General features: G+C 58.3%; 23 protein-coding genes and 1 pseudogene. 21 read left to right on the top strand and 3 right to left on the bottom strand.

Annotated features, from left to right (window positions below):
• Positions 1-85 precede the first annotated feature (85 nt).
• From DXX3274_RS08135 to DXX3274_RS08150, 4 genes are all read left to right on the top strand, one after another.
• Positions 86-1,561, top strand: coding sequence for a PLP-dependent aminotransferase family protein (locus tag DXX3274_RS08135; RefSeq protein ID WP_042859367.1), 1,476 nt, complete (start codon positions 86-88; stop codon positions 1,559-1,561).
• A 242-nt stretch (positions 1,562-1,803) separates the two neighbouring features.
• Positions 1,804-3,240, top strand: coding sequence for an aminobutyraldehyde dehydrogenase (patD, locus tag DXX3274_RS08140; RefSeq protein ID WP_042859368.1), 1,437 nt, complete (start codon positions 1,804-1,806; stop codon positions 3,238-3,240).
• Between the two features lie 278 nt (positions 3,241-3,518).
• On the top strand, positions 3,519-4,937 hold the full coding sequence (gene ygjG, locus DXX3274_RS08145; protein WP_042859369.1) for a putrescine aminotransferase: 1,419 nt from the start codon (positions 3,519-3,521) through the stop codon (positions 4,935-4,937).
• Positions 4,938-5,353: 416 nt separating this feature from the next.
• On the top strand, positions 5,354-5,998 hold the full coding sequence (locus tag DXX3274_RS08150) for a LysE family translocator (RefSeq protein WP_042861960.1): 645 nt from the start codon (positions 5,354-5,356) through the stop codon (positions 5,996-5,998).
• A gap of 79 nt (positions 5,999-6,077) precedes the next feature.
• Here DXX3274_RS08150 and DXX3274_RS08155 read toward each other — a convergent pair whose 3' ends face one another.
• Positions 6,078-6,380 (bottom strand): hypothetical protein, encoded by a 303-nt coding sequence (locus DXX3274_RS08155; RefSeq protein ID WP_042859370.1) that lies wholly within the window; start codon positions 6,378-6,380, stop codon positions 6,078-6,080.
• Positions 6,381-6,574: 194 nt separating this feature from the next.
• Here DXX3274_RS08155 and DXX3274_RS08160 point away from each other — a divergent pair, with 194 nt between their 5' ends.
• Complete coding sequence (locus tag DXX3274_RS08160; RefSeq protein ID WP_042859371.1) at positions 6,575-7,267, top strand: hypothetical protein; 693 nt, start codon at positions 6,575-6,577, stop codon at positions 7,265-7,267.
• Between the two features lie 214 nt (positions 7,268-7,481).
• Here DXX3274_RS08160 and DXX3274_RS22745 read toward each other — a convergent pair whose 3' ends face one another.
• On the bottom strand, positions 7,482-7,961 hold the full coding sequence (locus tag DXX3274_RS22745) for an Hcp family type VI secretion system effector (protein ID WP_012770379.1): 480 nt from the start codon (positions 7,959-7,961) through the stop codon (positions 7,482-7,484).
• A 435-nt stretch (positions 7,962-8,396) separates the two neighbouring features.
• Here DXX3274_RS22745 and phnF point away from each other — a divergent pair, with 435 nt between their 5' ends.
• From phnF to phnP, 10 genes and pseudogenes are all read left to right on the top strand, one after another.
• Positions 8,397-9,116, top strand: a complete 720-nt coding sequence (gene phnF, locus DXX3274_RS08170; RefSeq protein ID WP_042859373.1) for a phosphonate metabolism transcriptional regulator PhnF — start codon at positions 8,397-8,399, stop codon at positions 9,114-9,116.
• Complete coding sequence (gene phnG, locus DXX3274_RS08175; protein WP_042859374.1) at positions 9,117-9,566, top strand: phosphonate C-P lyase system protein PhnG; 450 nt, start codon at positions 9,117-9,119, stop codon at positions 9,564-9,566. It begins immediately after the preceding gene.
• Entirely contained in the window at positions 9,563-10,138 is a 576-nt protein-coding gene (gene phnH / locus DXX3274_RS08180) for a phosphonate C-P lyase system protein PhnH (protein WP_039695802.1), read from the top strand. Before phnG ends, phnH begins: the two co-directional genes overlap by 4 nt.
• Complete coding sequence (locus DXX3274_RS08185; RefSeq protein ID WP_042859375.1) at positions 10,138-11,229, top strand: carbon-phosphorus lyase complex subunit PhnI; 1,092 nt, start codon at positions 10,138-10,140, stop codon at positions 11,227-11,229. The genes phnH and DXX3274_RS08185 overlap by 1 nt, the downstream gene beginning before the upstream one ends.
• Positions 11,207-12,061, top strand: a complete 855-nt coding sequence (locus tag DXX3274_RS08190; protein WP_042859376.1) for an alpha-D-ribose 1-methylphosphonate 5-phosphate C-P-lyase PhnJ — start codon at positions 11,207-11,209, stop codon at positions 12,059-12,061. Before DXX3274_RS08185 ends, DXX3274_RS08190 begins: the two co-directional genes overlap by 23 nt.
• 25 nt (positions 12,062-12,086) lie before the next feature.
• Entirely contained in the window at positions 12,087-12,890 is an 804-nt protein-coding gene (gene phnK / locus DXX3274_RS08195) for a phosphonate C-P lyase system protein PhnK (protein ID WP_050569942.1), read from the top strand.
• 24 nt (positions 12,891-12,914) lie between these two features.
• A complete protein-coding gene (gene phnL, locus DXX3274_RS08200) occupies positions 12,915-13,637 on the top strand; it encodes a phosphonate C-P lyase system protein PhnL (protein WP_042859377.1) in 723 nt (240 codons plus the stop codon).
• Positions 13,634-14,803, top strand: a complete 1,170-nt coding sequence (gene phnM, locus DXX3274_RS08205) for an alpha-D-ribose 1-methylphosphonate 5-triphosphate diphosphatase (RefSeq protein ID WP_050569835.1) — start codon at positions 13,634-13,636, stop codon at positions 14,801-14,803. The genes phnL and phnM overlap by 4 nt, the downstream gene beginning before the upstream one ends.
• Positions 14,803-15,352, top strand: a pseudogene (phnN, locus tag DXX3274_RS08210) (ribose 1,5-bisphosphokinase). Before phnM ends, phnN begins: the two are co-directional and overlap by 1 nt.
• 109 nt (positions 15,353-15,461) lie before the next feature.
• A complete protein-coding gene (phnP, locus tag DXX3274_RS08215; RefSeq protein WP_042859378.1) occupies positions 15,462-16,211 on the top strand; it encodes a phosphonate metabolism protein PhnP in 750 nt (249 codons plus the stop codon).
• A gap of 127 nt (positions 16,212-16,338) precedes the next feature.
• Here the strand turns inward: phnP and DXX3274_RS08220 are convergent, their stop codons facing one another.
• Positions 16,339-16,989, bottom strand: coding sequence for an NADPH-dependent F420 reductase (locus tag DXX3274_RS08220; protein WP_042859379.1), 651 nt, complete (start codon positions 16,987-16,989; stop codon positions 16,339-16,341).
• A gap of 103 nt (positions 16,990-17,092) precedes the next feature.
• On the opposite strand from DXX3274_RS08220, the gene DXX3274_RS08225 reads away from it, so the two are divergent.
• From DXX3274_RS08225 to DXX3274_RS08250, 6 genes are all read left to right on the top strand, one after another.
• Positions 17,093-17,989, top strand: coding sequence for a LysR family transcriptional regulator (locus tag DXX3274_RS08225; protein WP_042861965.1), 897 nt, complete (start codon positions 17,093-17,095; stop codon positions 17,987-17,989).
• A 148-nt stretch (positions 17,990-18,137) separates the two neighbouring features.
• The gene (phnC, locus tag DXX3274_RS08230) at positions 18,138-18,998 is read left to right on the top strand and encodes a phosphonate ABC transporter ATP-binding protein (RefSeq protein ID WP_042859380.1); all 861 of its coding nucleotides are present in this window, start codon (positions 18,138-18,140) and stop codon (positions 18,996-18,998) included.
• Between the two features lie 105 nt (positions 18,999-19,103).
• Positions 19,104-20,036 (top strand): phosphonate ABC transporter substrate-binding protein, encoded by a 933-nt coding sequence (gene phnD / locus DXX3274_RS08235; RefSeq protein WP_039695831.1) that lies wholly within the window; start codon positions 19,104-19,106, stop codon positions 20,034-20,036.
• A gap of 154 nt (positions 20,037-20,190) precedes the next feature.
• A complete protein-coding gene (gene phnE, locus DXX3274_RS08240; RefSeq protein ID WP_193747063.1) occupies positions 20,191-21,057 on the top strand; it encodes a phosphonate ABC transporter, permease protein PhnE in 867 nt (288 codons plus the stop codon).
• Between the two features lie 2 nt (positions 21,058-21,059).
• Complete coding sequence (phnE, locus tag DXX3274_RS08245) at positions 21,060-21,950, top strand: phosphonate ABC transporter, permease protein PhnE (RefSeq protein WP_042861967.1); 891 nt, start codon at positions 21,060-21,062, stop codon at positions 21,948-21,950.
• 427 nt (positions 21,951-22,377) lie between these two features.
• Positions 22,378-23,757, top strand: coding sequence for a diaminobutyrate--2-oxoglutarate transaminase (locus tag DXX3274_RS08250; protein WP_050569836.1), 1,380 nt, complete (start codon positions 22,378-22,380; stop codon positions 23,755-23,757).
• The last annotated feature ends 43 nt before the right edge of the window (positions 23,758-23,800 follow it).

The following is a 23,800-nucleotide window of genomic DNA, read 5'->3' on the forward strand; positions in this document are numbered from 1 at the left end:
TAATACTGACGAACACACTATGTTGATAGCGATATATGTTGATAGCGATGTTCTGAGCGAAATCCGATGAAGGAGGAAACTGCCGATGCCAAGACCACGTTGCCTGACTGAACTGCCCGCGCTTGGCGCGCTGGACCGAACCGCCGGCGCCGTGGGGCGTCAACTGGCTCAGGCGCTGCGGCAAGCCATTCAGCGCGGGGAACTGAAAGCGGGCGAGCGTATCCCCTCGACCCGAACGCTGGCGCGATCGCTGGGGCTGGCGCGTGCGACAGTGGCGGATGTATTCGATCAACTGGCGGCGGAGGGGTATCTGGACGCGCGTAGCGGCTCCGGCACCTGGGTCGCCTCCGCGTTTGATCTGATGGCACCGGTCAGCGTGACGGCATCGCCACCTGCTCCCCCGATTCCGGTGTCGTTGCCATCCTCGGCGCAGCGTTATGCCGCCATCGCCCGTGCGTTATCGCCGTTACCCGCGGTGCCGTTTTCGGTGGCGGTGCCGGAAGGGGAGGCGGCGCCGGATGATCGCTGGCGACGTCTCGGCAACCGGGTGCGCGCCAGTCAGACGGCGGCGCTGACCGGCTACAGCGACCCCAGAGGATTGTTTTCGCTGCGTGCGGCGATCGCCACGTATCTGCGCCAGTCGCGTGCGGTGATCGGCGATCCAGACAACATCATTCTGACCGAAGGCACCCAGCAAGGGTTGTATCTGGCGGCGAGGGTATTGCTGTCGCCCGGCGACAGCGCCTGGGCGGAAGATCCGGCCTATGCCGGGCTGACCGAAGTGTTGACCGAATGCGGCGTGCAGACCCGGCGCATACCGGTGGATGCGCAGGGCATAAATGTGGAGCTGGCGATAAGCCGGTATGCCGATGCACGGGCGGCGTTTGTCACGCCGTCTCATCAGTACCCGCTTGGTATGCCGCTCGGCATGGGGCGCCGCCTGGCGCTGCTGGAGTGGGCCAGGCGGCACGACAGCTGGATTGTAGAAGATGATTACGACAGCGAACTGCGTTACGCCGGGCACCCGTTTCCCGCCATGCAAGGGCTGGACGCCGGGCGGGTGGTGTATCTGGGCACCTTCAGCAAGGTGATGGCGCCGTCGTTGCGGCTCGGGTATATGGTGGTGCCCGCCGCGCTGACGGAGGCGTTCGCCGGCGCCCGCGCGCTGATGGGACGCGCTTCACCGCTGGCTGACCAGCACGTGCTGGCGGCGTATATGCAGGAGGGGTATTTCGACGCGCATATTCGCCGTATTCGCACCGTCTATGCTGAACGGCGTCGCGTGTTGATTGAGGCCCTGCAACGCGAAACGCCCTGGCTGCAGGTGGAGCCCTGCGATCAGGGTATGCATCTGGTGGCGTGGTTGCCCGACGGCGTAGCGGATGTGGCGGTCGAGCGCGCGGCCCACGCCGCCGGGCTGGCGTTGCGCGCGCTTTCGCCGATGTATGCCGGTCCGACCCGCCGTTCGGGCCTGATGCTGGGGTTCGGCGGGTTTCCGCCTGAGATGCTGCGACACGCCGTCCGGCGACTGCGGGCGGTGCTGACGCCGTTTATGCCTTAGTCGCGCCAGTCTGATGTTATTGATGTTGCTCCCCGGTCACGCTCTCTTTGCAATCTCTCAGCTACGCTTGAAGGGTTCAGCTACGCCTGAAGTAGGGTAAATGCGGTTTTTCACCGGCGAGCGCGCCGTCGCCGTGAAGATGGCAGGTATTTTGCACTATCTGGCACAGAGGTATTTTACACGAGTGTTTCGCAATACAACCGCTACGGTACGTCTACAGCTATCGCTTCGAGGGACAGGGTATGCACGACAATTTACTGACTGACATGTTGATTGACGGAAAACGGGTGTCGGGCAAGGGGGCGCCTTACACGGTATACAACCCGGCGACCGGCGAAGCCATCGCCGCCATTGCGCAGGCGGACCTGACGCAGGTGGATGCCGCGGTGATGGCGGCGGATGCCGCGTTTGCCCATTGGGGGCAGACCACGCCGAAAACACGCGCCGCGCTGCTGCTGAAACTGGCGGATCTGATTGAGGCGCACGGCGAAACGCTGGCCCGGCTGGAGTCGCTAAACTGCGGCAAACCCTATCACGCGGCGCTGAATGATGAAATTCCAGCGGTGGCGGACGTGTTCCGCTTCTTTGCGGGGGCGGCGCGCTGCCTGAACGGTTCGGCGGCGGGCGAGTATCTGGAAGGGCACACCTCAATGATTCGCCGCGATCCGGTCGGCGTCGTCGCCTCTATCGCCCCCTGGAATTATCCGCTGATGATGGCGGCGTGGAAGCTGGCCCCGGCGCTGGCGGCGGGGAACTGCGCGGTGCTGAAGCCGGCGGAGCAAACGCCGCTGACGACGCTGTATCTGGCCAGCCTGCTGGCCGACCTGTTCCCACCGGGCGTGGTCAATATTTTGTTCGGACAGGGACGAGAAATCGGTGATGCGCTGACCGGCCACGAACGGGTGCGCATGGTATCGCTGACCGGTTCGATCGCTACCGGTTCGCATATCATCGGTAATGCGGCGGCCAGCGTAAAACGCACCCACATGGAACTGGGCGGCAAGGCGCCGGTGATTGTGTTTGACGATGCCGACCTGGAGCAGGTGGTGGATGGTATTCGCAGTTTCGGTTTTTACAACGCCGGGCAGGATTGCACCGCCGCCTGCCGCCTGTATGTGCAGCGCCCGGTGTATGAACAACTGGTGGCGAAGCTGGGCGAGGCGGTCGCTACTCTGAAGATTGGCGCGCCCGACGACCCCGCCACCGAACTGGGGCCGCTGATTACCGCCGAGCAACTGGAGCGGGTCGCCGGTTTTGTCGATCGCGCCCGCGCGCAACCACATATTCGGCTGATCACCGGCGGGGAGCGGGTGCCCGGCGGCGGTTACTATTTTCAGCCCACGGTCCTGGCGGATGCCCGGCAGGAGGACGAAATCGTCCAGCGGGAAGTGTTTGGCCCGGTCATCTCCATCACGCCGTTTGACGACGAAGCGCAGGTGGTGGCGTGGGCTAACGACTCACGCTACGGGCTGGCGTCCTCGGTGTGGACCCGCGACATCGGTCGCGCGCATCGCGTCGCCGCCTGCCTGGAATATGGCTGCACCTGGGTCAATACCCACTTTATGCTGGTGAGCGAGATGCCGCACGGCGGCCAGAAGCTGTCCGGCTACGGCAAGGACATGTCTGTCTACGGTCTGGAGGATTACACCGTGGTGCGGCACATCATGATCCGTCATTGACGGTATGGCGAGTATGGGCCGGTGATGAAAAAATGCCCGATACTGGGGCGGATTGCACACTAGTAGTGCGTCCGCCTTGTTTTTTGAGCGTTTTTTGCTCTTTATAAGGCTGCTAATGGCTGGGGGTGATACGAAATATATTATTTTGTTTATAAAGTGTTTCAAAAATAGACAATGACAGGAGGAAATCGTGATTTCCAAATCGGGTGGGCAAGTGGTGCGTTATATGCATTACTTAAATTGGTATCACGTGATACCTCACCCCCAAGGAGCGCATTTTGTCCAGACCACCGTCACATCTTAACCCGCTAGAGTGTTCTCAGCAGGCCCTTGACTTGATTATGAGCGATACCCTATCCGCCGACGCGATGGCGGCGCTCAACCATGAAACCCTTAACGCTTTTCGTGAATACGTCAATCCCGGTTTTCTGGAATACAGAAAATCCGTCACCTCCGGTGGCAGCTACGGTGCGGTAGAATGGCGCGCCAGCGGCCCCAACACGCTGCTTGATACGCAGGGCAATGAATACCTCGACTGCCTTGGCGGCTATGGCATTTTCAACGTCGGTCACCGTAACCCTACGGTGGTGGCTGCGGTGGAAAAACAGCTGTCCAAACAGCCGCTGCACAGCCAGGAACTGCTGGACCCGCTGCGCGCCATGCTGGCGAAAACGCTGGCGGCCATCACGCCCGGCAAGCTGAAGTACAGCTTCTTTAGCAACAGCGGTACCGAGTCGGTGGAAGCGGCGCTGAAGCTGGCGAAAGCCTATCAGTCTCCGCGCGGCAAGTTCAGCTTCATCGCCACCCACGGCGCGTTCCACGGCAAGTCGCTGGGGGCGTTGTCCGCTACCGCCAAGCCGGTGTTCCGTCGCCCGTTCATGCCGCTATTGCCGGATTTCCACCACGTGGCGTTTGGCGATATTCAAGCTATGCGGCAGAAAGTCGAACAGTGTCAGCGCAACGGCGAAGGCATCGCCGCGGTGATTCTGGAGCCGATTCAGGGTGAAGGCGGGGTAATCGTGCCGCCCGAGCAGTATCTGCCCGCCGTTCGCGCCTTGTGCGATGAAATTGGCGCGTTGCTGATTCTGGATGAAGTGCAGACCGGCATGGGGCGCACCGGCAAGATGTTCGCCTGCGAGCACTATGGCGTACAGCCGGATATCCTCTGTCTGGCCAAAGCGCTTGGCGGCGGCGTGATGCCGATTGGCGCGACGGTCGCCACCGAAGAGGTGTTCTCGGTGCTGTTTGACAACCCGTTCCTGCATACCACCACGTTTGGCGGCAACCCGCTGGCCTGCGCGGCGGCGCTGGCTACGGTCAACGTGCTGTTGCGCGACAATCTGGCGGATCAGGCGGCGCGTCAGGGGGCGTTTTTGCTGGCCGGGCTGCAACGGCTGGCGGCGGCGTACCCGGATCTGATCGTGGAAGCGCGCGGCAAAGGGTTGCTGCAGGCAATTGAATTTAAAGAAAACGCGATGGGCTATGCCTTTGCCAGCGAACTGTTCCAGCGCCGGGTGCTGGTGGCGGGCACGCTGAACAACGCCAAGTCGATTCGCATCGAACCACCGTTGACCATCACCCACGAACAATGCCTGCACGTGCTGCAGGAGTCGGAACGGGCGCTGGCGAGGCTACGGGCAACCGGTGTGGATGATGCCAAACCTAAACCTATCAATAAGGAACTCGCACTCCAGTGAACACCCACCCTTATGCGTTCAGCCCGGTGCTGAGCCGATACGTTAAGCCAGTCTGATTATTCGACTGGCTTTTTTTTGGTCCATTGCGCTGTAACGTCATTCGCGACAAAAGGCATGTTGTTCTGGCAGGCATAACATGAATAAATCATTAGCCGCCACATGATGTTATTAGTTCATGAAAAGTGATTTCATTTGAAATTGATTCAATGTATTTGGTTTTACTCAACGCTATAAATTTTAAGTCATTACCTTTCACGGCGTAGTGATCTTTTCTGACCTGGTTTCCGTCATCCTGGATTGACACACACGGCATGAGTGGTTATTTTTATTCACTTTATGTGATTTTATATTCATTTTGGTTTATATCAACGGACACAGTGACACTCACACAGAGTCCTGATAGCGATAGGATAACCATGGAACAAACCAGTTTGATTGCTTTTGCATTTGCCGCTTTATTACTGAACCTGAGTCCCGGCCCCTCCTTATTTTTCGTGAGTGCACGGGGAATGAGTCAAGGGAAAGCTGCCGGTGCTGTCTCGGCATTGGGGTTAGCTTCGGGGAGTTCCATTCATGCACTTCTGGCGGGGCTGGGGGTGACGGCGATTGTCGCTAAAAGCGCTTTTATTGCTAATGCCGTCGCGTTGATTGGTGGCGGGTATATTCTCTATCTGGGATGGGTGTCTCTTAAGGCAGCACAGGATGCAGGTGAAAATAACGGTACGCAGACAGCCTCAATGCCCCAGAATAGCTTGCTGAAACTGTATTTGCAGGCAGTATCAGTGGAGTTTCTTAACCCCAAAACGATTCTTTTTTATCTTTCAATATTACCTGGTTTGATTTTAACTGGCGGGTATACACCCGTACAGGCACTGCTTGTTTCACTGATTGTACCGGCGACAGCGTTACCGATTGACATGACCGCCGGGCTGACCGGGGGAATGTTGGCCCGCGCATCGCAAAATAATCGAGTCATGAGCGTGGTGCTGAATTATGTATCAGGCGGTGCACTCGTCTTTATTGGCGTGATTATTCTTTATAAGCATTTTATGACGAGCTGATCGCGTTGTCGCCGCGTTAAGCCAGTCTATTTCATCGACTGGCTTCTTTAAGGTTACGCTGTGACATCGTGATAAGAAATTAAAAATCATATTCGCTAAGTTTGTCTGCTATCTGCTGATTTCCTTTGTACTTATGTCTGAGTTCGTTCTGCTGCTTTTTTGCCGCTTTACAGTACTTATTCGCTTGCCGCTCAATGTCCCGCTGGCGTGATTTAGGCAGCGTGCTGTCCCATTCTTCGGAGAAATATTGGCATTCTTCCGCATTATTTAAGAAGCGTTGTACGTCGGCAGGTAAATGAACGTTATTCGCTAACGTAACCTGCAATGGTAACAGGAAAAGCAGCATGATGATTGTTGGTTTTGTTTTGTTGATGCTTTGCACTTTATTCGCCTGAATTGGGTGAACTAAATAGAACTGTTGCAAACCAAAATACCGGGTGTGATTTATAGTATCAACTGATTTTACAATGATGCGGTTATCATAGTGGTAATCACGTGGTTTTTATTATAGAATTTAGAGTTAATGCTTTTAAATTTCGGGAAGTTCAACAACTGACATTAACAGGGATTACGGTAATGAATTACATGGATCGGTACTTACAGCAGAAGTTAGAAGCCGAAAAAAATTTGGCATTGAATGCTGAGCATACAGGAAAAGCATTGAGTGATATTGCAAAGGATACCGTTGAAACAATCGAGGTTGGTGCTAAGAGACTCATCTGGAGAACTTCTGTTTTTTTTGAAGGCTATGAAGATGTGAATGAGAAAATCAACGTTGAAGATACTAGGATGGCTAAGAACATATGGAGGGTTGTAAAAGAAGGTAATGCTATATTTAGAATAACAGAGTTATATGTCAATGAGATTTTAAAGAATAGAGATTTTGATGTGGTATATAAGATTTTACTAAAACACACATCTAAGTTTATATTTAATGGTGTGACAAAAACGGCGATTGCATATTCTATAGCTAAAATTTTATCAGAGCAGCTCTACTTCAATATGGTAGTCAGAAGAAGGCTTCAGTCGTTTTCTAATATGTCTATTTTTGCATTTACATTATATGGAAATGTTGAACATGCTGCTGTATCTGCAGATAGACTAAAGCGAGAGTTCCCGGAATTTTATTGGGTTCTATACTCTGAGAGGTTGGAAATGGTTTATTTCGTTGTTGAACCAGCTTTTTCCAAACATATAAATCGTATAAAGAAAATCGGAACGGACGAGGAAGCGGCTTTAACATTGTTAGATTTATCAAATGGTGATTGATGTGATTAGGTATATTGTTAAATTTCTAATGGAGCTCGCTAGTGATATTTTATGGGGCGTTATCCCCGTTATTCTTATCGTAATGTGTTCTGTTATCACGTTAGAATTCTTTCCAGATATTTGGGGACGGTTAACATTAGGATTCACTGTAATGGTTTTGACTTGCGTTTGGTATAGAAAGTAACCAGGTGTGATTGTAACACCTGGCTTAATTTTAAAGGGAATTTTCATTCCATATGCTATATCCCGAAGTCCCGGCTGTTTTGTGTGACCATGAAATTGATTTATATTTTAGTAGGATCTTCTCATATGGAATGGCATCGTTGTTGTTGATAGAGTGAGGATAGGTTGACGATACATCAACAATTCTGGCATCTGCGAGCTTAATTTCATAAAATACTTCTAATTGTCCCGCTATATTTGTTCTATAGAAAAAGAATGTCGCTGTGAGGGACTCGTTGGATGTTATCGATACACCCAGCAAAGGTGAGGATTTATCAATCGGCTTAATGAGTTGAATTGGATGGTGAGCAATATTTTGCTCTCTGGTAATTGCGTGGTTAAGTCCCAGAACCTGAATTTGATTTTCATGTCCAGATTGATATCTATTTCCAATCGAGTCATGTGTTGAGCACCCGGATGATATTAACCCCTGTTGGTCACCCTCTAAGGTTAGATAAATAACATGCGACATAATTAACATCCTTATTGATTGGGTTGTTGTCTTTTATTCCTGAAGATATTATTTCTAAATGGATTCTATTTCAATGTGAATTTCTCAGGTGGTATGATTTTCTTTTATTTTTGCTACCTGATGGTGATTGTAGTGAAAATACAATAGGGAATATAAAATATTCGTTTATGTTTTAATGAAAAGAGTAAGTTGTTTTCCTCTATTCCTGATTTTTTTCAAGTCTCCCCATCTCCCCGCCTGTCCTTTTTCCTTCACCATTTCGTCATCCACGCTTCGCCAGTCTGTCACACAGCTTTGCCAACATAATCGCCAATCCCCCTGATTGAAGCGATGTACCGCGTTGCCCGCTGGCAGCACTCCGGTCGCGCTTCGTGGCTAACCGATCCGTGAGCGAATGTCCGCCCGGAAAGGCTCCCTGCGAGCAGGAGTTTTTTTATGGACATGATATCTAGACATCCTACCACTGTGTATCAGGCCATCGCCGCCCGGCTGGAAGAAGAACTGCGCACCGTCTACCGCTGCGGCGACTATCTGCCGTCCGAGCAGCAACTGGCGGCGCACTACGAGGTTAATCGCCATACGCTGCGGCGTGCGGTGGATGAACTGGTCAACAAAGGGTTGGTACAGCGTCGGCATGGCGTCGGCATTCTGGTGCTGCTGCGTCCCTATGACTATCCGCTGCATGCGCAGGCGCGTTTCAGCCAGAACTTGCTGGAGCAGGGCAGCCATCCCACCAGTGAGCGGTTACTGGCGGTGCTGCGCCCGGCCAACGCCGATGTGGCGGCGGCGCTGGGGCGGGAAGAGGGCGATGAGGTTGTCCACCTGCGCACTCTGCGTCGGGTCAACGGCGTGCCGGTATCGGTGATCGATCACTACCTGCCGGAGTTGAGCTGGTGGCCGTCGTTACAGCGTTTCACCAGCGGCTCGCTGCACGATTTTCTGGCCCGCGAACTACAGCAATCCCTGACCCGTCGCCAGACCCGCATCAGCGCCCGGGCGTCGCAGGCGAAAGAAGCACAATTGCTGGAAGTGGCGCGGCAAACCCCGCTGATGTGTATTCGCACGCTCAATATTTGTAGCGGCAGCGACCGGGTGGCGGAGTACTCCGTCAGTCTGGCGCGGGCCGACATGATCGAACTGACAATGGAGCACTGAATGGCAACCCAAACCGCAAGGCAACGCTGGCTGTCGGTACTGGCGCACAGCGATCCGGATCAACTGCGGCGCCACTGGCAACCGCTGAGTCTGCATCCGGTCTGGCAAACGCTACGGGCGCCTGAAACCGGGCTGGCTCGTTTGCAGGCGCGTATCGGCGCTACCGGCAATCGCTTCGTGCTGGGTGATGTCACCGTCACCCGCGCGGTGATCCGGCTGGAAGACGGTACCTGCGGCTACAGCTACGTCACCGGCCGCAACAAGCCTCACGCCGAACTGTGCGCGTTAATCGACGCCCTGCTGCAACAACAGGGGACGCAAAGCGCGCTCTACCAACAACTGATCGTGCCGCTGGCCGCTACCCGTGACGAGCTGCGTCAGCAACGGGCGCGGGAGATCGCCAGCAGCAAGGTTGATTTCTTTACGCTGGTGCGAGGAGATAACGCATGACGCTACTGGCAGGATTTTCCCATCCCTGGCGCGATGCGCAGTACGCGTTTCGCCGCATTCTTAAAGCGATGAGCGAACCGGGCGTGGTGGTGTCGCTGAATCACGATATCGGCTGGGATGGCTTATCGCCGTCCGCCACCGCGGTGGCGCTGACGCTGATGGACCGCGAAACGCCGCTGTGGCTGGACCCGGCGTTGTCGCAGGAGACGTTGCTGACCAACCTGCGGTTTCACACCGGCGTGAAGCTGGTGGAACGCGAGGCGGCGGCGTTCGCGCTGTTGCCGGTCAGCCGGGAACTGTCGCTGGACGGCTTTACCGCCGGCGACGAGATGACGCCGGAAAACAGCGTCACGCTGGTGCTGGAGGTGCCCGCGCTGGGCGGCGGACGCGCCTTGCGCCTGACCGGGCCGGGGATTGCCGAAGCGCGCATGATTGCGCCGCAACTGCCCACCAGCGTGCGGGATTATCTGGAACAGCGCCCGCATCCGTTTCCCGCCGGGCTGGACTTCATTTTTACCTGCGGCGGCACGCTGATGGCGCTGCCGCGCACTACGCATGTGGAGGTGTGCTGATGTATGTCGCGGTGAAAGGGGGCGAAAAAGCCATTGAGGCCGCTCATCAGTTACAGGCCAACCTGCGGCGCGGCGACACCCGGCTGGCGGAGGTGCAGGCGGCGCAGATTGAACAGCAACTGGGGCTGGCGGTGGATCGGGTGATGACCGAAGGCGGTATTTACGACCGGGAACTGGCGGCTCTGGCGATCAAGCAGGCCAGCGGCGACCTGGTGGAGGCGATTTTTCTGCTGCGCGCCTACCGCACCACGCTGCCGCGGCTGGCGGACAGCCTGCCGCTGGATACCGGTCGTATGCAACTGGAGCGGCGTATTTCGGCGGTGTACAAGGATCTGCCCGGCGGGCAGGTCCTTGGCCCCACTTACGACTATACCCACCGGCTGCTGGATTTTGTCCTGCTGGCGGAAGGCGAACCGCCGCTCGCGCCAAAGGCGCAGGAACCGCTGGCGGACCACTGCCCGCACATGTTCGCCATGATGACGGCGGAAGGGCTGGCGGCGGCCGAACATGACGACGGCGACGAGCCGTTGGATATCACCCGCGATCCGCCCGCCTACCCGATGCCGCGCAGCGCCCGGCTACAGCAACTGGCGCGCGGCGACGAAGGCTTCCTGCTGGCGTTGGGCTATTCCACCCAGCGTGGCTACGGCCGTACCCACCCGTTCGCCGGCGAGATTCGCACCGGTTATGTCACGGTGGAAATCGAGCCGGAAGAGCTGGGCTTTGCGCTGGAAATCGGCGACATCCTGTTGACCGAATGCGAGATGGTCAACGGTTTTACCGTGCCGGAGGATGAGCCGCCGCACTTTACCCGCGGCTACGGGCTGGTGTTTGGCCGCGCCGAGCGCAAGGCGATGGCGATGGCGCTGGTGGATCGGGCGTTGCAGGCGCCGGCTTATCAGGAGCCGGTCGGCAGCCCGGCGCAGGACGAAGAGTTTGTGCTGTCGCACGCGGACAATGTCGAGGCGGCCGGTTTCGTCTCCCACCTCAAGTTACCGCATTACGTCGACTTTCAGGCCGAACTGGCGCTGCTGCGTCAGTTGCGCCAGTCACCGCAGGAGGAGCGCGATGAACACGCTGAGCGGATATAACCCCGGTTATCTGGACGAACAGAGTAAACGTACTATTCGGCGCGCCATCCTCAAAGCGGTGGCGATCCCCGGTTATCAGGTGCCGTTTGGCGGGCGGGAAATGCCGATGCCCTACGGCTGGGGTACCGGCGGCATACAACTGACCGCCAGCCTGATCGGCGATGACGACGTGCTGAAAGTCATCGATCAGGGCGCCGACGACACCACCAACGCGGTGTCGATCCGCCGTTTCTTCCAGCGGGTCAGCGAAGCCGCCGTCACCGAACGTACAGCAGAAGCCACGCTGATCCAGACTCGGCACCGCATTCCGGAAACGCCGCTGCGCGAAGACCAGATCCTGATTTATCAGGTGCCGATCCCCGAACCGTTGCGCTTTATCGAACCGCGCGAGACGGAAACACGCAAAATGCACGCGCTGGAGGAGTACGGCATCATGCAGGTGAAGCTGTACGAAGACATCGCCCGCTTCGGCCACATCGCCACCACCTACGCTTACCCGGTCAGGGTGAACGACCGCTACATCATGGACCCGTCGCCGATCCCGAAATTCGACAACCCGAAGATGCACATGATGCCGGCGCTGCAACTGTTCGGCGCCGGGCGCGAGAAGCGCATTTACGCCCTGCCGCCCTATACCCGGGTGGAAAGCCTCGATTTTGACGACCACCCGTTCAGCGTTCAGCGCTGGGACCAGCCCTGCGCGCTGTGCGGTTCGCACGACAGTTACCTCGACGAGGTGGTGATGGACGATCAGGGCACCCGCCTGTACGTCTGTTCCGATACCGATTATTGCCGCGAGCGTCAGGAGGCCGGGCACCATGAATCACATTGATCAGGCCGGCATGGATCAGGCAGGCATGGCTCAGGCCGCCGCGCCGGTTGTAGGCGCCGCCGCAGGTCGCGACGACGAGACGCCGCTGTTGCAGGTGCGCAATCTGACCCACCTGTACGCGCCCGGCAAGGGGTTTTGCGAGGTGTCGTTCGATCTGTACCCCGGCGAAGTGCTGGGCATCGTCGGCGAGTCCGGTTCCGGCAAGACCACGCTGCTGCGGGCGATTTCCGCCCGGCTGACGCCGCAGGCCGGACAGATTGACTACCAGGGACGCTCGCTGTACGCGATGAGCGAAAGCGATCGCCGCCGCCTGCTGCGCACCGAGTGGGGCGTGGTGCATCAGCATCCGCTGGATGGCCTGCGTCCCCGCGTGTCGGCGGGCGGCAACATCGGCGAACGGCTGATGGCGGTCGGCGCCCGTCACTATGGCGATATTCGTCATCAGGCCGGGCAGTGGTTGCAGGATGTGGAGATCCCGCTGTCCCGGCTCGACGACCTGCCCATCACCTTTTCTGGTGGGATGCAGCAGCGGTTGCAGATCGCCCGCAATCTGGTCACCCATCCGAAGCTGGTGTTCATGGACGAACCGACCGGCGGGCTGGATGTGTCGGTGCAGGCGCGATTGCTGGATCTGCTGCGCACGCTGGTGCGCGATCTCGGTCTGGCGGTGGTGATTGTTACCCATGACCTCGGCGTGGCGCGTCTGCTGGCGCACCGGCTGCTGGTGATGCGCGAGGGCAGGGTAGTGGAAAGCGGCCTGACCGACCGGGTGCTGGATGATCCTCATCACCCTTACACCCAGTTGCTGGTGTCGTCGGTGTTGGGATAAGCGTGAATGGCGATGAGGTGAAACATGACAACCGAAGGCACGTCCATGACGGTTCTGCGCGTGGAAAATCTGAGTAAAACCTTTGTACTGCACAACCAGCACGCCGCCCGGCTGCCGGTGTTGCATCAGGCCAGCCTGACGGTGGCCGCCGGCGAGTGCGTGGTGCTGCACGGCCATTCCGGCAGCGGCAAGTCCACGCTGTTGCGTTCGCTGTACGCCAACTATCAGCCGGACAGCGGTCATGTCTGGGTGCGCCATCGCGAGGCGTGGGTGGATCTGGTGACCGCCCCGGCCCGACAGGTGCTGGCGGTGCGGCGCGACACTATCGGCTGGGTCAGCCAGTTTCTACGGGTGATCCCGCGCATTCCGACGCTGGACGTGGTGATGCAGCCGCTGCTGGAGCGCGGCGAAGACCGGGCGGTATGCGAAGCGCGCGCCGAAGCGTTGTTGACCCGGCTCAACGTCCCGCGCCGGCTATGGACGCTGGCGCCCGCCACCTTCTCCGGCGGTGAGCAACAGCGGGTCAACATCGCCCGCGGGTTTATCGCCGATTATTCATTGCTGCTGCTGGACGAACCGACCGCCTCGCTGGACGCCGCCAACCGCGACGCGGTGGTGGAGCTGGTTGAGGAAGCGCGAGCCCGCGGCGCGGCGGTGGTCGGCATTTTCCACGATGCACAGGTGCGCGATCGCGTGGCGGACCGCTTGCATCATATGACACCCGTAACGCAGGAGCTCACGCCATGAGCGCGACGACTCAGATCAGCAATACGACCCGGATCATCAATAACGTGCAGTTGGTGTTGCAGGATGAGGTGGTCAGCGGATCGCTGGCCTGGCGCAACGGCGCGATCGAGGCCTTTTCCTCCACGCCCAGCCAGTTGCCGCAGGCGCTGGACGGCGAAGGCGGCTGGCTGCTGCCGGGACTGGTGGAACTGCATACCGACAATCTGGACAAGTTCTTCATGCCGCGCCCGAAGGTCGACTGGCCGGCGCATTCGGCGATGAGCAGCCACGATGCGCTGATCGTCGCCAGCGGCATCACCACGGTGCTGGATGCGGTGGCGATAGGCGATGTGCGCGACGGCGGTCACCGGCTCGATAACCTGCGTCGTATGATCGACGCTATCGTCCACAGCCAGCAACTGGGGGTGAACCGGGCGCAACATCTGATTCACCTGCGTTGCGAATTGCCGCACCACACCACCTTGCCGCTGTTTGAAGCGTTGATGGACACGCCGGAAGTGGCGCTGGTGTCGCTGATGGACCACTCGCCGGGGCAGCGGCAGTTCGCCACGCCGGAAAAATACCGCGAGTATTATCAGGGAAAATACCACCTGAACGATGCTGAGATGGATGCCTTTGAAACCGAACAGCGGGCGCTGTCCGAACGCTGGTCGACGCCGAACCGGCTGGCGATTGCCGCGCATTGCCGCGAGCGCGGCATCGCGCTGGCCAGCCACGATGACGCTACCGCGGCACATGTGCATGAATCGCTGGCGCTGGGCAGCGTGATCGCCGAATTTCCCACCACCGAGACGGCGGCGCAGACGTCGCACGCCAGCGGCATGAAGGTGCTGATGGGCGCGCCCAACATTGTGCGCGGCGGCTCCCACTCCGGCAACGTGGCGGCGTCCCGGCTGGCGGAGCAAGGACTGCTGGATATTCTGTCATCCGACTATTACCCCGCCAGCCTGCTGGATGCGGCGTTTCGCCTGGCGGCGGATGAGCGTAATCCGTTTACGTTGCCGCAGACGGTGGCGATGGTCAGCGCCAATCCGGCGCAGTCGGTCGGGTTAGACGACCGGGGGCGGATTGCCGACGGGCTGCGCGCCGATCTGGTGCTGGCGCATCACTCGCACGGCCAGGTCCGGATTCGTCAGGTGTGGGCGCAGGGGCGACAGGTGTTCTGATGGCGCGGCTAATCTGGCTGACCGGCGCGTCCGGCTCCGGCAAAGATTCCCTGCTGGATGCCCTGCGGCAGACGAATCCGACGCGCCTGCTGGTGGCGCACCGCTATATTACCCGCCCGGCGCAGGCGGGCGGCGAAAACCATATTGCGCTGAGCGATGCGGAGTTCGCGCATCGCCGCGAGTGCGGGTTGTTCGCATTACACTGGCAGGCGCACCACTATCAGTACGGCATCGGCATTGAAGTCGACCTGTGGCTGTCCGCCGGGCTGGATGTGGTGGTCAACGGCTCGCGCTTGCATCACCAGCAGGCGCAAACGCGCTACGGCGACCGCTTATTGCCGGTGTGCCTGCAGGTATCCCCGGACGTGCTGGCGCAGCGTTTGCGTCAGCGCGGGCGGGAAGATGAAGCGGCGGATCGCGCAGCGGCTGCAGCGGGCTGACGCCATGCCGGTTCCGGCGGCATGTCGGCGACTGGATAACGATGGTGCGCTGGCGCAAACGCTGCTGGCGTTTCACACCCTGTTGGCGGCTGAAAAATCAGATTGCTGATACCCCCCTTTAGCCCAGGGGGGAGTGTTTTTTCCGGCGTCAACATCTATTCGCCAATAACAAAACAACACGGCTGTTTGTTAACAGCCTCAAAAGTGGAGCTGATGTTATGGAACTGATGTTTATGGGTACCGGCGACGCGCAGCAGGTGCCGCTGACCGGTTGCGACTGCATCGCCTGTGAGCGGGCGCGGTTGGACCCACGCTTTCGGCGCGGGCCGAGCAGCATGCTGGTTCGGTGCGACGGTGAGGCGACGCTGCTGGACGCCGGCGTCACGCAACTGGAGCAGCGCTTTGGCGTCAATGAGATTCGGCGCATCCTGCTGACGCACTACCATGTCGACCATGTGCAGGGGCTGTTTTCGCTGCGCTGGGGTATCGGCGATCGCATTCCGGTGTTCGGACCGCCGGATGAGCAGGGATGCGACGACCTGTACAAGCACCCGCGTCGGCTTGATTTTCAGCCGGCGATGACGCCGTTTCAGGCGGTGGCGATGGGGGCGTTGCGGGTGACCGCGCTGCCGCTTAATCATTCCAAACCCACCTTCGGCTATCTGCTGGAACAGGATGGGCAGGCGGTGGCTTACCTGACCGACACCTGCGGGCTGCCGAACGATACGCTGGATTTTCTGCGCGGCAAACGGCTCGATCATATGGTGATGGACTGCACCCAGCCGCCGCGGGATCAGCCGCCGCTCAATCACAGCGACCTCAACACCGTACTGCGGGTGCGCGAACAGCTGCGGCCGACGCAGACCTGGCTGACCCATGTCAGCCACGAAACCGATGCCTGGTTGATGCTAAACGACCTGCCGGACGGGGTGCGTGCGGCGGCCGATGGCGCGTGGATCAACGTGTAGCGACGAAGACCGCGGCTGAGGAGGCTGAGACGGGAGGGCGGCGTCAGTTCCCGCTCAGCGGTCAATCGAGCGGAGAGGTCGAAGCCGGATACGTCGCGGCGTATCCGTATCGAGCATCGGTGCGGCGTTATCTGCCGGGAGCGGCGACGTCACCGCGTTGAGCATGGGTTAGCGCCGCGCTCAGCGTCTCTTTTGTCATCCGTACACAATAAGCCGGCATTCCCCGCTCAAAGCGCCATCCTTCGGCGAGAGCACCTGCGTCAACGACATCGAAACCAAAAGCTTCATACAGTTCGGTGACCAGCCGTTTACCTGTCGCATCATCTCCGGCAAGCGGTAACGCCCGGCGCGTCGGCGCGCCAGAGGGAAGCCCGTCACTTTCAAGCTGTGTCATGGGGATGGCGTTAAATGCTTTTGTTATCAGCGCGTCGGGCAAATAGCCGGCCAGAAGCTCGCTGGTAGTGGTTTCCAGTCTGTCCAGCGCCTCAACCTGCCCATCGCGCTCAGGATAGTAGTTGACGGCATCCACCACCGGTTTTCCCCGTAGTTCCGCGACAGGAAGCTGGCTGATAGCCGAGAGGGGAACCGCGATGACGACGATATCGCCAAAAATGGCGGCTTCGGTGGCGGTGCCGACGTCACAGCCAATCATCGGCCGGAGGCTGAACAGCGTTTGTGGGCCTCGTGAGTTGCTGAGCATCACCTGATGGCCGGTTTTAATGGCAAGCGCTGCTATTGCCCGTCCAACGAACCCTGCGCCAATAATGCCAATCTTCATCTGTTTTTCCTTTTTCGTGTCGAGATAACAAGAAAATAGTTCCCTACAAATCGGAGATAAAGCGCAATATAAGACATAAATAAACAACAAAATGGAGGGAATGGTGGACAGGCTGACCAGCATGAACATTTTTGTGAAGGCGGCGGAGCTCGGCTCTTTTGCCGCGGCAGCCGAGGCGTTAAGCCTCTCTGCGCAAATGGTGGCGAAACATGTGGCCTGGCTGGAAGCGCGGCTCGGCGTCAGATTGCTGAACCGCACCACACGCCGCCAGAGTCTGACCGATATTGGCCGCAGTTATTACGAACGGTGTCGGATGGTACTGGCTGAAGCGGAAGCCGCCGATGCCATTGTGCTGGACATGAAGGCTACGCCTTCCGGCGTGATTCGGATAAACGCGCCGGTGACATTTGGCTCATATACCCTGGCTCCTTTTATTACGCATTATCTCGGAAATTATCCGGACACGCAGGTGGAACTGACGTTGAGCGATCGTCTGGTCGACCCGATTGAAGAAGGCTTTGAAGTCATCATTCGCATCGGTGAACTGGCCGACAGTTCAATGCTGGCATGGCCGCTGCTGCCTTACCGTTTAATCGCCTGCGCCTCGCCAGACTATGTTGCGCGCGAAGGCTTACCGGAAGCACCGGCTGAGCTTGCGCATCACGCCTGCCTCGTTTACGGCATATGGTCACCCGCCGCGCCTTGCCGCTGGGTGTTCCATCGCGCAGGCAAAACCGAAGAAGTCAGGCCGCAAGGCCGGTTTCGCTCAAATGACTGGAAAGCGTTGTTGCATGCCGCGATAGAGGGGTATGGCGTCACGCTAGGCCCGGAAGATGTGCTACGCGAAGAAATCCGGCAAGGGCGTCTTGTTCAGGTGTTGCCCGGATATGAAGGGCCAGCCCGCCCTATGCATGTGCTGGTGCCGGCAGGACGGCGGCAGACCGTTAAAATTAAAAGCTTCGTCGACGCGCTCAGAATGCGCTTCGGGGAGACGACGTAAATCCCCTCATCGCAAGCGATGCCGGAAACGGTATGAGGCGAGGTGGAATGTCCGTGAGTTCATTTTTTAATCATAAAGCTGTCATCAGGTATTCATCTGCGCTGCGCTTAATAACGTCCATATTGTTGACTAAACGATGACGAAACTCATGGCACAGGCATTGTTGGCATCCGAAAGCGCTACCCAACTGCGCGCACATCATTTCCAGACGCAACCGCAGCAGACCATTCTGTCGGTGCGTCAGCTGTGTAAGGCCTATTCCAGTCAGCAGAAGCGGGTGCTGGAGAACCTCAGTTTTGATTTGCGCGCCGGCGAGATGGTGGCGGTGATTGGCCGTTCCGGCGCCGGTAAGTCCACCTTGTTGCACGTGATGAACGGCACCATTCCTGCCAGCGAAGGACAAATCCTGCGCTATCCTGCCCAGCACGATGGCGGGCAGGGCGACACGCAGGACATTCTGCGTTTCAGCAGCCGGCAGATGCGCCAGTGGCGCAGCGAATGCGGTATGATCTTTCAGGATTTCTGTCTGGTGCCGCGGCTGGATGTGCTGACCAACGTACTGCTGGGCCGCCTGAGCCGGACCTCCACTCTGAAGTCGTTCTTCAAACTGTTTTCCGATGAGGATCGCGCGCACGCCATTGGGCTGCTGCAATGGATGAACCTGCTGCCGCATGCGTTGCAGCGGGCGGAAAACCTGTCCGGCGGCCAGATGCAGCGCGTCGCTATCTGCCGCGCGCTGATGCAGAACCCCAAAATCCTGCTGGCCGACGAACCGGTGGCGTCGCTCGACCCGAAAAACACCCGCCGTATCATGGACGTACTGCGACAGGTGAGCGACAACGGCATCACCGTAGTGGTGAACCTGCACTCGGTCGAGCTGGTGAAAGAATACTGCACCCGGGCCATAGGCATCGCCCAGGGACGCATCCTGTTTGACGGCCCGCCGTCAGAACTGACCGACAGCCTGCTGCATACCCTGTACGGCGACGATCTGCAGCCGGTGCACTAATTCCCTTTTTAGCACTCCCCGCGTCCCGGTGGTTTTAACGCGGGTAGCGGATTTTTCGACATCACATCACTACACCTTGGCATAACGACAACATAGGCAAAACTGATGAAAAAAACCTTCACGTTGACCACCTTGCTGGCCGGTGCGGTAGTGTCCGCCAGTGTATTCGCCGCGGAAACACCGAAAACGCTGAATCTGGGCATCCTGGGCGGTCAGAACGCTACCCAGCAGATCGGCGATAACCAGTGCGTTAAACAGTTTCTCGATAAAGAGCTGAATGTCGATACTCAATTGCGCAATTCATCCGACTATGCCGGGGTTATTCAGGGGCTGTTGGGCAAGAAGATTGATCTGGTGTTGAGCATGTCGCCGTCGTCGTATGCGTCGGTATACATCAAAGATCCCAACGCGGTGGATGTCGTTGGTATCGCGGTGGACGACGTCGACCAGTCGCGCGGCTATCACTCGGTGGTGATCGTTAAGGCCGACAGCCCGTACCAGAAGATGGAAGACCTGAAAGGTAAGGCGTTCGGTTTCGCCGACCCGGATTCCACCTCCGGCTACCTGATTCCTAATCAGGAGTTTAAAGAGAAATTCGGCGGCAGCGCCGATAACAAATACAACAATTTCTTCTCCAGCGTCACCTTTTCCGGTGGGCACGAGCAGGACATCCTCGGCGTGTTGAACGGCCAGTTTGACGGCGCGGTAACCTGGGCATCGATGATTGGCGACTACAACACCGGCTACACCAGCGGCGCGTTCGGCCGTCTGATTCGCATGGACCATCCGGACCTGATGAAACAGATTCGCATCATCTGGCAATCGCCGCTGATCCCGAACGGTCCGATTCTGGTGAGCAACGCGCTGCCGGCCGACTTCAAAGCCAAACTGATTACCGCGGTGAACAAGCTGGATAAAGAAGATCATACCTGTTTCATCAAGGCGATGGGCGGCAAACAGCACATCGGCCCGGCCAGCGTGGACGATTACAAAACCATTATCGCTATGAAGCGTGAACTGACCAAAGGCAACCGTTAAGGGCGGCGCGCCGGGTCGTCAGGCTCGGCGTTTTCCCGACCGGCGGTGCGCAACGGCGCAACATTGACGGACTGCGGTACAGGCAGGATGCCTATTTTTCACCCCGTTGCGGCTCCAAACCCATCATCGCTTTTCCACCATTCAGACCAAACTCATGCTGAACCCTGATTTTGAACGCTATTACCAGCGGATACGCACACGGCAGAAGCGCGAGTCGCTGATATGGACACTGGTGCTGGTCGTGCTGTACATCGGCGCGGGCGCGTTGTCCGAATTCAATCTGCATACCCTGTGGACCTCGTTTCCCCACTTTTTTGACTACCTGATCGAGACGCTGCCGGTGCTGCACTGGTCGCTGCTGTTCGCCGACGGCCATACCGAAGGCTCGCTGGCCTACTGGGGGTATCGTCTCAATATCCAGCTGCCGTTGATCTGGGAGACGCTCAACCTGGCGTTGGCGGCGACGCTGCTGTCGGTGGCGGCGTCGGTGGTGCTGGGGTTTCTGGCGGCCAACAATACGCAAAGCCCGCCGGGCGTGCGTTTTACTCTCCGTGCGTTGCTGGCGTTTCTGCGCACCATGCCGGAGCTGGCGTGGGCGGTGATGTTCGTGATGGCGTTCGGTATCGGCGTTATTCCAGGCTTTCTGGCGCTGGCGCTGCACACCGTCGGTTGCCTGACCAAGCTGTTTTATGAAGCGATTGAAAGCGCTTCGGAACGGCCGGTGCGCGGGCTGGCCGCCTGTGGCGCCAGCGTGTTGCAGCGTATGCGTTTTGGGCTGTGGCCGCAGGTTAAACCGATCGTGCTGTCCTACAGTTTTATGCGGCTGGAAATTAACTTCCGTCAGTCCACCATTCTCGGGCTGGTGGGCGCCGGGGGCATCGGCCAGGAACTGATGACCAATATCAAGCTGGACCGCTACGATCAGGTCAGCATGACCATGCTGCTGATCATCGTGGTGGTCTCGATTCTGGATGCGCTGTCCGGACGGTTGCGGCGGCAAGTGGTGGAGGGCGGTAAATGAACATGACCCCATTGACGCCGGCGGACATCGCCGCGATGAAACAACAGCACCCGGCGCTGTTCAGTCAGCAACGCCGCTATTTGCGGCGCGTTGGGCTGATGGCGGCCGCCGTGCTGCTTTACTATCTGGCGTTTCTGGTGTTTTTCGGCATCAGCGCCGAGCAGTGGCTGCGCGGCTTTAGCGAACTGGGGCGCTATTTTCTGCGTATGTTCGTGTGGCATGATTTTCTCAACTGGCCGTTCGGTTACTACCTGTCGCAGGTATTCATCACCATCGCCATCGTGTTCGCCGGTACCCTGACCGCGACGATAGTGGCGCTGCCGTTGTCGTTCCTGGCGGCGCGCAACGTGATGCACGAACCGATGTTGCGGCCGGTGGCATTGCTGGTGCGTCGTCTGCTGGACATCTTGCGCGGTATCGACATGGCGATCTGGGGGCTGATTTTCGTGCGGGCGGTGGGCATGGGGCCGCTGTCCGGCGCGCTGGCGATCCTGATGCAGGATGCCGGTCTGCTCGGCAAGCTGTACGCGGAGGGGCACGAAGCGGTAGAGCGTTCACCCAGCCGCGGACTTGGCGCGGTCGGCGCCAACAGCCTGCAAAAACACCGTTTCGGCATCTTCACCCAATCGTTTCCCACTTTTCTGGCGCTAAGTCTGTATCAGATGGAGTCCAACGTGCGGTCGGCGGCGGTGCTGGGGTTTGTCGGCGCCGGCGGCGTCGGGTTGGTGTACGCCGAAAACATGCGACTGTGGAACTGGGACGTGGTGATGTTCATCACCCTGATTCTGGTGGCGGTGGTGATGCTGATGGATGTTTTGTCCGCGCATTTGCGCCAGCGCTACATCATCGGCAAGCCGTTGCCGCTGTTTGAAGCGGACCCGCCGTCGCGCTGACGTTGTACTGAAAGAATGCCTGCCAGTGTGTGATTAAGCCGGTTTCCCTGCGGAGGAAACCGGTTTTTTTATCACCAGCGTCAATCGGAAGGCGATGATAACTGGCTGAGAACATCCTATTTTCTCTGCCTGATCGCATCGAATGGCGGCAAAGTCTTGCGTGATGGCGCTCCCCGGCAGTATGCGAATTTTGTTTAGCGTCTTTTTCGTGATGCATGTCACAAAAATGATTTCTCATCCCACCAGTCATTTTCCCGCTTTTTGGCGTCATTCGACGGTGAAAGTCCTCTCGCCGCCTGCATTTAGTTAACATTTCGCCAGAGATTGTAAGGATTTGGTTATGAAAACTGTCATTTAAATAACACTTGAGCGTCATTATTGTTAATGATAATTGTTGTCATTATCAATATCACAGGGGGTGAAGACGATGTCAGAGACACAGTTTGCGGTTAAGGATCATGTGCAGAGAACCAATGCAGATTATCTGGAGCGACAGGGATGGTTTGAGTCCAATGTTCGAAGTTATCCGCGCAAACTGCCGCTGGTCATCCAGAAAGCGCAAGGCGTGTGGGTGACGGATGTGGATGGCAATCAGTATCTGGATTGTCTGGCGGGAGCCGGTACGCTGGCGCTGGGTCATAACCACCCTGAAGTGGTGGCCAGCATCCAGGAATTTCTGGCGTCGGGCCTGCCGATGCATACGCTGGATCTCACCACGCCGCTGAAAGACGCCTTCTGCGAAACCCTGCTGGCGCAGCTGCCCGGCGGCGAAAACCAGTACTGCCTGCAGTTCTGCGGCCCTTCGGGAGCGGATGCGGTTGAAGCCGCATTAAAACTGGCGAAAACCTATACCGGCCGCGGCGGCATCATCAGCTTCTCCGGCGGCTACCACGGCATGACGCACGGCGCGCTGGCCGTCACCGGTAATACCGGTCCTAAGGATGCGGTGCAGAATCTGATGCCCGGCGTCCAGTTCCTGCCTTACCCCCATGAATACCGCTGCCCGCTGGGGATTGGCGGCGAGGCGGGTGTACAGGCGTTGAGTCACTATTTCACCACGTTTATCGAGGATGTCGAGCGCGGCATGTCGTTGCCGGCCGCCGTCATTGTCGAAGCGGTGCAGGGCGAGGGCGGCGTCAACCCGGCGCCGGTCAGCTGGCTGCAAACGCTGCGCGAGGTGACCCGTCGCCACGGCATTCTGCTGATTGTGGATGAAGTGCAGGCTGGATTCGCCCGCACCGGCACGCTGTTCGCCTTCGAACAGGCCGGTATCGAGCCGGACATCATCGTGATGTCGAAAGCGGTGGGCGGCGGCTTGCCGATGGCGGTACTGGGCATTCGCCGCGAGTTCGATGTCTGGAAACCGGGTACCCACACCGGCACGTTCCGCGGCAACCAGATGGCGATGGCCTCCGGCAAAACCACCATCGAGATTCTGCTGCGCGACAAGCTGGCGGCGCAGGCGGCTGCCCGCGGTGACTGGCTGAAGCAGCAGTTTACCCAGTTGCAGACGCGCTTCCCTTGTCTGGGACAGGTGCGCGGCCGTGGCCTGATGCTGGGGATTGAAATCGTGGATGAGCGCCAGCCAACGCAGACGGGCGGCTGTTATCCGCTGGATGCCGAACTGGCGGTTGCGATTCAACAGCACTGTTTCCGTCAGGGCTTGCTGCTGGAACGGGGCGGGCGACAGGGCAACGTGGTCAGGCTGCTGCCGCCGCTGATTATTACCGAGGAGCAGTGCCGCAACGTAGTAGAACGCTTCGAGCGCGCATTGATCGAAGCCGTGGCGCAAGTCCGTCATCCATAATGCCAGAGGTAAGTATATGGTCCGTAATGATAATGACGACGAC

This window comes from Dickeya sp. NCPPB 3274, assembly GCF_000406205.1.
GTDB lineage: Bacteria > Pseudomonadota > Gammaproteobacteria > Enterobacterales > Enterobacteriaceae > Dickeya > Dickeya fangzhongdai.